This window comes from uncultured Corynebacterium sp. (genome assembly GCF_902782855.1).
Lineage (GTDB): Bacteria > Actinomycetota > Actinomycetes > Mycobacteriales > Mycobacteriaceae > Corynebacterium.
Genome location: NZ_CACZOO010000188.1, coordinates 1 through 8,339 on the forward strand (window position 1 = coordinate 1; position 8,339 = coordinate 8,339).

Annotated in this window: 8 protein-coding genes; 6 read left to right on the forward strand and 2 right to left on the reverse strand. The window is 69.1% G+C overall.

The annotated features are described in order from the left end of the window. Positions 1-17: 17 nt before the first annotated feature. Entirely contained in the window at positions 18-383 is a 366-nt protein-coding gene (locus tag QZV72_RS08220) for a WhiB family transcriptional regulator (protein WP_297007170.1), read from the reverse strand. Between the two features lie 413 nt (positions 384-796). Here QZV72_RS08220 and QZV72_RS08225 point away from each other — a divergent pair, with 413 nt between their 5' ends. Continuing rightward, complete coding sequence (locus QZV72_RS08225) at positions 797-1,396, forward strand: sigma-70 family RNA polymerase sigma factor (RefSeq protein WP_297007190.1); 600 nt, start codon at positions 797-799, stop codon at positions 1,394-1,396. After that, on the forward strand, positions 1,393-2,229 hold the full coding sequence (locus tag QZV72_RS08230; protein WP_297007173.1) for a hypothetical protein: 837 nt from the start codon (positions 1,393-1,395) through the stop codon (positions 2,227-2,229). The genes QZV72_RS08225 and QZV72_RS08230 overlap by 4 nt, the downstream gene beginning before the upstream one ends. Before the next feature lie 79 nt (positions 2,230-2,308). Here the strand turns inward: QZV72_RS08230 and QZV72_RS08235 are convergent, their stop codons facing one another. Beyond that, complete coding sequence (locus tag QZV72_RS08235; RefSeq protein ID WP_297007176.1) at positions 2,309-2,728, reverse strand: DUF5319 domain-containing protein; 420 nt, start codon at positions 2,726-2,728, stop codon at positions 2,309-2,311. Positions 2,729-2,896: 168 nt separating this feature from the next. Between QZV72_RS08235 and guaB the strand changes: the two genes are divergently transcribed. The 4 genes from guaB to guaA form a co-directional block, all read left to right on the forward strand. Continuing rightward, entirely contained in the window at positions 2,897-4,426 is a 1,530-nt protein-coding gene (guaB, locus tag QZV72_RS08240; protein WP_297007179.1) for an IMP dehydrogenase, read from the forward strand. Positions 4,427-4,455: 29 nt separating this feature from the next. Further along, positions 4,456-5,613 carry a GuaB3 family IMP dehydrogenase-related protein gene (locus QZV72_RS08245; RefSeq protein WP_297007181.1) on the forward strand — a complete coding sequence of 386 codons (1,158 nt, stop codon included), beginning with the start codon at positions 4,456-4,458 and terminating at the stop codon, positions 5,611-5,613. 147 nt (positions 5,614-5,760) lie between these two features. Then, positions 5,761-7,662 carry an amino acid transporter gene (locus tag QZV72_RS08250; RefSeq protein ID WP_297007184.1) on the forward strand — a complete coding sequence of 634 codons (1,902 nt, stop codon included), beginning with the start codon at positions 5,761-5,763 and terminating at the stop codon, positions 7,660-7,662. Positions 7,663-7,762: 100 nt separating this feature from the next. After that, on the forward strand, positions 7,763-8,339 hold a 577-nt coding region (guaA, locus tag QZV72_RS08255; RefSeq protein WP_297007188.1), incomplete at its 3' end, for a glutamine-hydrolyzing GMP synthase.

The following is an 8,339-nucleotide window of genomic DNA, read 5'->3' on the forward strand; positions in this document are numbered from 1 at the left end:
GACCCGGTCCCGGCGTGCTACGCGGAGACCCGGACCTCGCGGGTGGTGTGGCCGATCTGTGCGACGGTGCGCCCGGTGACGGTCCGCCCGGCGACGATGCGTCCGCCGTGCTGTCGGCGGTCGGCGGCGGCGCGCTCGGACTCGCTCATTCCGCCCCAGATGCCGTAGACCTCGCCGACCGCGAGAGCGTACTCCCGGCACCGGGCGAGCACCGGGCACTCCCGGCAGATGGCCTTGGCGCGGTGTTCACGCATGGCGCGGGCCCGGCCGCGCTCCCCGTCGGGGTGGAAGAAGACCGCGGAGTCCGCTCCCCGGCATGCGCCGCGGAGCTGCCACTCCCAGAAATCGGAGGTCGGTCCCGGAAGCTGGCTCGGCTGCGGCATGGAAATTCTCCTCGTGACGTTCGGTCAGTGACGTGGTGTTCCCCGGATCGCGGTGTCGTGATCCGATGAACACAGCTTCGCCCCCGTTCGTGAACGCCACGTAACAGGCTCTTGTGCGGAAGATGACGAATGTTCGCGCCATGTGTCCGATGCCGGCTAACCCCAGTTCGATCCGCATTTCGCCGGGAAACACACGTTAGGGCAGTCGTCGCGGTTCGGCAGCGCGAGACAACGGGAGGCCCCCCGATAAGGGGGTGGCTGCAGCGTGGCGCCGTCCACGGGATGCCCGCGTGAGCGCCTGCGGGGTGTTCGAGAGATATTCGAACGGTGCCGGTCCACGGCCTGGTCTGTGGTAATTTTCATCGGTGGCCCTGTCATCAGAGGGGGCGTGGGCGATGGATGAAGACGGGACGATGAAGGCTACCGACGACACGGACGAACAGCTCTCACGGCTGGTCCCGTCAGCGGTGAACGGGGACCGGGGGGCTCTCCAGCGGGTCATCGACATCATCCATCCTGTGGTTCTCCGTTACTGCCGTCTGCGCATCCCCGTCACGCGTTACCCCACACCTGAGGATCTCACCCAGGAGATCTGTCTTGCGGTGGCGAAGGCGCTGCCCGGGTACCGGGAGGAGGGGCGGCCCTTCATGGCTTTCGTCTACCGTATCGCCGCGAACAAGATCGTGGACGCCCGCCGTTCCCAGGGCAGGGACCTGTCGGTGCCCACCGACGAGATCCCGGACAAGGAGGTGACGACGGACACCCCGGAGTCGCTGACACTCGACCGTAGCTCGTGTAACGAAGTGTCGGACCTGCTCGATGTGCTGGGTGAGAAGGCACGCAGGATCGTGTCCCTCAGGATCTTCGGTGGTTACTCCGCCGAGGAGACCGCTGCCATGGTCGGTTCCACGGCCGGAGCGGTGCGGGTCGCACAGTTCCGGGCGCTGGCGAAGATGCGGGCGGTCCTTGAGGAACGTGACGGCGGGCACGAGGATATGAGGACACGCGAATGAACGATCGGGACATCGAGAGCATGGCAGGGGACGCAGATGCCGTCTCCAGGCTCGATCTGCTGTTGGACGCGTTGGCTGCGGGAGAGCGTCCTGACAGTGGCGACCCCCTGATCGGTCTGCTCGCCGACGCACGTGCTGAGCTCGATGCGGCCACCGCCGTTCCGGTGGCGCCGCCGGACATCAACGCCCTGTTGGACGCCGGGAGTGCCGCTGCAGCAGGTGCGACGGTCACCCCGATCGCTTCCGGCCGTCACCGTCGCCACCGTCGGGGCGGCATCCTCGCCGGTCTCACCGGTCGCGCGGCAGCTGCCGGCGGTGTCTCCGTCACCGGCATGGTGATCGCCGGTGGCGTTGCCGCCGCGATCGCTGTCGGCGGTCTCGGGGTCGCCGTGTACCAGGGGGCGATCCCGGGCATCCCCGCCCACGACGAGGTCACCGACGGCCGGCAGAACACCCCGGCCCCGGAGACCTCGACCGGTGGACCGACGTCCCCGCGGTCAGTGACCCCCGGATCGTCGAACTCCACATCCCCCTCGGCGGACGCGGCGCCGACCGGGGCGGAGAGCACGACCGTCACCGAGCTGACCGAGACCGGCGTCGGCACCCCGACCGACGCGGCTGATCCCACCACGGAACCGCCCGAGGACGCGGACGGCACCGGGGCCTCCGGCGACCCGTCGGGGACGGACACCCCCGGTGAGGGCGTGGACCCCACTGGGCAGGAGCCGGCTTCACCGACGCCGACCTCCGGCAAGGTCGATGTCGACGACGGGGCCACCGGTCAGGAAGGGTCGCCCGCTGGGCCGGTCACAGGGGAGGTCAGGGGCTCCTGATCCCCGGTGTCCGCTGGACCGGGGGCGGTCAACAACCGTGCCCGCGGAGCAGGACGGGCGCAAGGGGGAAGGGGAGGGGTCAGAAACGGAACCGGGGGTTGGTCGTCCGGTGCTCATGCACGATCCAGTCCACGGCGTCCGCGTACCCGGCGCAGTACTCCCAGGACACGTAGACGTCGGGGTCAGGGGCGGCGCCAGGCTCGTGGACCGGCACGGCGTCCCCGCTGAGGATCGTGGTGATGTTGGCCAGGATGATCGGCCAGTCATAGTAGTGCAGCTCATCACAGTCGTCGCAGAGCATCGAGATCCCCCGGATACCCCGGGGTTCCAGCAGTTGCCGGAACCTGCGCACATTGACCAGGTCTTCCCGCAGCAGGACCCGTTCCTCCTCGGAGACCGGCTCCTCGGGGTAGTCGTCGTCAGGTTCCAGGAACGACGCCGGGTCATTCGGGTCCCCGGCGAAGGGGTCCGGAGGCATCAGCGCGTCATCGTAGTTCACGCCCTCCACCGTACAGGTCCGCTCCGGGACTGCGACGGAGGCGATGCCAGGTGCGTGGGCGCCGGGGGTTACTCTGATGGGTACACGGTTGCGCGGGACCGGCGCGCGACCACGGGTACGGCCGCAGACACACGGCGGCGACCACGGATGCAGGAGGAACACAAGGGCATGACCGACGTTCAGTACGTGACCACCGGAGGCGACGACCCGCGGAAGGTGGAGCTTGTCGGCCTGACATTCGATGACGTGCTGCTCCTTCCCGCGGCCTCGGACGTCATCCCCTCCGACGTGGTCACGAGGACCCAGCTGACCCGCAACATCACGCTCAATGTGCCGATCATCTCCGCGGCGATGGACACCGTCACCGAGGGGCGGATGGCTGTGGCCATGGCACGCCAGGGTGGCATGGGCATCCTGCACCGCAACCTGTCCATCGCGGACCAGGCGGAGCAGGTCGAGATCGTCAAGCGCAGTGAGGCCGGCATGGTGTCCGACCCGGTGACCTGCACCCCCGACATGACGATCGCCGAGGTGGACGCCCTGTGCGCCCGGTACCGTATCTCCGGCCTGCCGGTGGTGGATGCCGAGGGCATGCTCGTCGGTATCTGCACCAACCGTGACATGCGTTTCGAGGAGGACTTCTCCGCGAAGGTCGTCGATGTCATGACCCCGATGCCGCTGGTCACCGCCGAGGAGGGTGTCTCAGCAGACGCCGCCCTGCGGCTGCTGTCCCGGCACAAGGTCGAGAAGCTGCCGATCGTCAACGGGGCCGGCAAGCTCACCGGCCTGATCACCGTCAAGGACTTCGCCAAGCGGGAGAAGTTCCCGGACGCGGCCAAGGACGCTTCCGGCCGGTTGCTCTGCGGTGCGTCCATCGGCACCGGTGAGGATTCCTGGCGCCGGGCGGGCACCCTGGTCGACGCCGGGGTGGACGCCCTGGTCGTCGACACCGCCCACGCCCACAACACCGGTGTGCTGGAGATGGTCTCCCGGGTGAAGAGGGAGTTCGGTGACCGGATCGACGTCATCGGCGGCAACCTCGCCACCCGTGGTGCGGCCCAGGCCATGATCGACGCCGGAGCGGACGCCATCAAGGTCGGTATCGGCCCGGGTTCGATCTGCACCACCCGCGTCGTCGCCGGCGTCGGTGCCCCGCAGATCACCGCGATCCTCGAGGCCGCGGTGCCCGCCCGCAAGGCCGGCGTCCCGATCATCGCCGACGGTGGCATGCAGTACTCCGGTGACATCGCCAAGGCCCTGGCCGCCGGGGCGTCCTCGGTGATGCTGGGTTCCCTGCTCGCAGGCACGACCGAGGCCCCGGGCGAGATCACCGTGGTCAACGGCAAACAGTACAAGATGTACCGCGGCATGGGCTCGCTCGGCGCGATGAAGGGGCGCGGCCTGCACGGTGAGCAGCGCTCCTACTCCAAGGACCGCTACTTCCAGGCGGACGTCAAGAGCGAGGAGAAGCTGGTGCCGGAGGGCATCGAGGGCCGGATCCCGTTCCGTGGTGATGTCGGGGCCATCGTCTACCAGATGGTCGGTGGCCTGCGGGCCGCGATGGGCTACACCGGCTCCCACACCGTCTCCGAGCTCAATGACGCGCACTTCGTGCAGATCACCGGTGCCGGTCTGCGTGAGTCGCACCCGCACGACATCACCATGACCGTTGAGGCCCCGAACTACTACCAGCGCTGAACCACAGCCCGGATCAGAAGGATCACCACATGCAGGATCAGGTCAGCATCGGCATGGGTCGGACGGCCCGTCGGGTCTTCGGTCTCGACCAGGTCGACATCGTCCCGTCCCGTCGTACCCGTTCGTCCCATGACGTGGACACCACCTGGAGGATCGACGCGTACCGTTTCGACATCCCGGTGATGTCCCACCCGTCGGACGCCGTGGTCACCCCGGAGTTCGCGGTGGAGTTCGGGAAGCTCGGTGGCCTCCCGGTCATCAACGCCGAGGGGCTGTGGGGCCGCCAGACAGACCTTGACGGCGCCCTGGCGAAGGTCCGCGCCGCAGCCGGCGGAGATGACCCGCTGGGACTGCCGGAGCCGGGCTTCGCCGCCCAGGCTGTCCTGCAGGAACTGCACTCTGCTCCGGTGGATGCCGGTCTGCTCGCCGAGCGCATCGCCCAGGTCCGTGACTCGGGTGTCACTTTCGGTGTGAGGGTCTCTCCGCAGCACGCCCGTGAGCTGGCTCCTGCGCTCGTCAGGGCAGGCCTGGACCTGCTCGTCATCCAGGGCACACTGATTTCCGCCCAGCACGTCTACTCCGACGGTGAGCCGCTGGACCTGCGCGAGTTCGTCGGTTCGCTCGACGCCCCGGTCATCGCAGGTGGCGTGGTGGACTACTCCACGGCGATGCATCTCATGCGCACCGGTGTCGCCGGGGTCATCGTCGGCGCCGGTACCACGACGAACACCACGACCCTGGGTATCGACGTGCCGATGGCCACCGCGATCGCGGACGCCGCCGCGGCGCGGCTGGACTACCTCGACGAGACCGGTGGCCGGTACGTCCACGTCATCGCCGATTCGGAGCTGGGATCCTCGGGCGACATCGCGAAGTCCATCGCCTGTGGCGCGGACGCTGTCTCCCTCGGTGCCCCGCTGGCCGTCGCGGAGAACTCCGGTGGACAGGGCTTCTTCTGGCCGTCGGTCGCCGCCCACCCGCAGCTGCCACGCGGTGAGGTCGACTCCGTCGCCGGTGCCTTCGGGACACTGAACCGGGAGACGGTGCCACTGGAGAAGCTGCTCTTCGGCCCGACCGACAACCCCTTCGGCGAGGAGAACCTCGTCGGTGGCCTCAAGCGGTCGATGGCCAAGTGCGGCTACACCGACCTGAAGAGCTTCCAGAAGGCCCCCCTGGTCGTGCGCTGACACGCCGGCCCCGGGCATTCCGCTGTTCCGGCCTGTTCCGGCCTGTGCCGGCCGGTGCGACATGGCCTCCGCCTTTCGGAGGTTTCCGCCGCTCACCGCGTTTCCCGCTCTTGTGGGGCTGTGGTGGGCGGCGTAGCTTGTCCTCGCATGCAGAACGCACAGGGCCCCGCGCCCGTCCGGCTGGACGCCTTCACCGCACAGCCCCCCACCCCACTCCACACTCCGGCCAGGGACGCCCGTCACCCCTGGTGGCAGGTCATGTGCCTGTCCGGTGTCGACTACTTCTCCACCCTCGGCTACCAGCCGGGAATCGCCGTCGCCGCGGCCGGTGCCCTCGCCCCGGTCGCCACCGTCGTCCTCGTCCTCGTCACCCTCTGTGGGGCGGTGCCGGTCTACCGTCGGATCGCCCGGGAATCGCCGGACGGGCTCGGTTCCGTCGGCATGCTGGCCCGGATGGTCACCGGATGGAAGGGCAAACTGCTCGTCCTGGTGCTGCTCGGCTTCGCCGCCTGCGACTTCATGGTCACCGTGACCCTGTCGTCCTCGGACGCGGCGACCCATCTGCTCAGCAGTTCGCACTCACCCCTGCTCATCCCGGTGACCCTCGCCCTGGCCGGACTGCTCGCGGTGGTCTTCCTCAAGGGGTTCGCCGGGGCCGTCCGGGTCTCCGTCGTCCTCGTCGCGTCCTACCTGTTCCTGACCACCATGGTCGTGGCACGCGGTCTGTGGCGCATCGTCACCGAGGAGGGGCATGTCGCCCACTGGACCGCCGCGCTGGCGGAGCAGCACTCCTCACCGTGGGCGATGATCGCTGTCGCCGTCATCGTCTTCCCGAAGCTCGCCCTGGGAATGTCGGGGTTCGAGACGGGGGTGTCGGTGATGCCGCTGATCCGCCCGACGGATCCGGGGCATCCGCGTGAGTCGCGGATCCGTTCGGGCCGCCGGCTCGTGGCCACCAGCGCTATGGTGATGAGTGTCTTCCTCGTGGCGTCCTCGTTGTGCGTGACGATGCTGGTACCCGCCGATGCCCTGGCCGCAGGCGGAGCGGCGAACGGCCGGGCCCTGGCCTGGCTCGCCCACGAGGAGTTCGGGGACCCGGTCGGCAACATCTACGATGCCGCGACGATCGCGATCCTGTGGTTCGCCGGGGCCTCGGCCATGGCGGGTCTGCTGGCGCTGATCCCGAAGTACCTCCCGGTCTACGGGATGGCTCCGGAGTGGGCGCGACGGTCGCGTCCGATGGTCGCGGTGCTGACCGTCATCGCCGTGGTCGTCGTACTTCTCTTCCGCGCGGACGTGGACGCCCAGTCCGGGGCCTACGCGACCGGCGTCCTCGTCCTGCTGACCTCCGGTGCGGTGGCGGTGGCGGTCTCCGCGCGGCGGGCCGGACAGCAGCGTCGGCATCTCCTGTTCCTGGCGGTCACCGCGGTCCTGCTGTACACGCTGGTGGCCAATGTGGTGGAACGACCCGAAGGGGTGCGGGTGGCGGCGTGGTTCATCCTCGGCATCCTGGTGGTCTCCGCCATCTCCCGGACCCGCCGCTCACTGGAACTGCGCGGTAACGAGATCCGCTACGACCGGGCGGCGGAGAACATCCTGCGCGCCGCAGTCGGCGGGACCGGGGAACTGCGGCTCGCCCCGCACACCGGACAGGGGACGGAGGAGGAGTACGGGCTCGCGGACCGGCGGATCCGGCGGGTCAACCGGCTCGTCGACGACCGGCCGCTGGTGTTCCTGGAGATCACCGTGCGAGACCCCAGTGATTTCGCCAGCCCGCTGGAGGTCACCGGCCGGGCCGTCGACGGTGTCCCGGTGCTTCAGGTCTCCGCGACGGCGGTGCCCAACGCCATTGCCGCGCTCGCCCTGGACATCCGGGACTTCACCGGCGCGGTACCGGACATCTACTTCTCCTGGGAGTCCGCGTCACCGGTGCGGGAGATGCTCCGTTTCCTGGTGGTGGGACGCGGGGAGAACGCCGCGGTGACCCGGGAGATCCTGCGTCGGGTCGAGCCGGAACGTGGCGCGTGTCCACGGGTGCACGTCGGGTAGGCGAGCGGGTGCACGTCGCCATCCGCCGGCGGCGTCGGGGGACTGCATCGGAACAGGGTCCGGCACCTGCCGGTGAGATCACCGCCGTCGGGTAGGGTTGGTGGACGTGACGCACCCAGAGAACCCCAGTACACCGGGCAGTCAGCGCCCGGTCCTCGTGGTGGATTTCGGGGCCCAGTACGCGCAGCTCATCGCCCGCCGCGTCCGTGAGGCCCGGATCTACTCCGAGGTTGTCCCGCACACCATGTCCGCCGAGGAGATCGCCGCGAAGAATCCCGCGGCGCTGATCCTGTCCGGTGGCCCCTCCTCCGTCTACGCCGACGGCGCCCCTGCCCTGCAGCCCGGTCTGCTGGAACTGGGCGTGCCGGTCTTCGGTATCTGCTACGGCTTCCAGGCCATGACCCACGCCCTCGGCGGCACGGTCTCCCAGACCGGTGACCGTGAGTACGGCCGCACCGACATCACCGTCGACGGCGGGTCGCTGCACACCGGTTTCGAGGGCACCCACAAGGTCTGGATGAGCCACGGGGACGCCGTCTCCGCCGCTCCGGAGGGCTTCACCGTCACCGCGCACGGCCATGGCATCGCCGCCGCGTTCGCCTGCGAGGAGAAAAAACTGTACGGCATGCAGTTCGGCATCGAGTCCAACGACCCGGACGGGCTGCTCATACTGGATC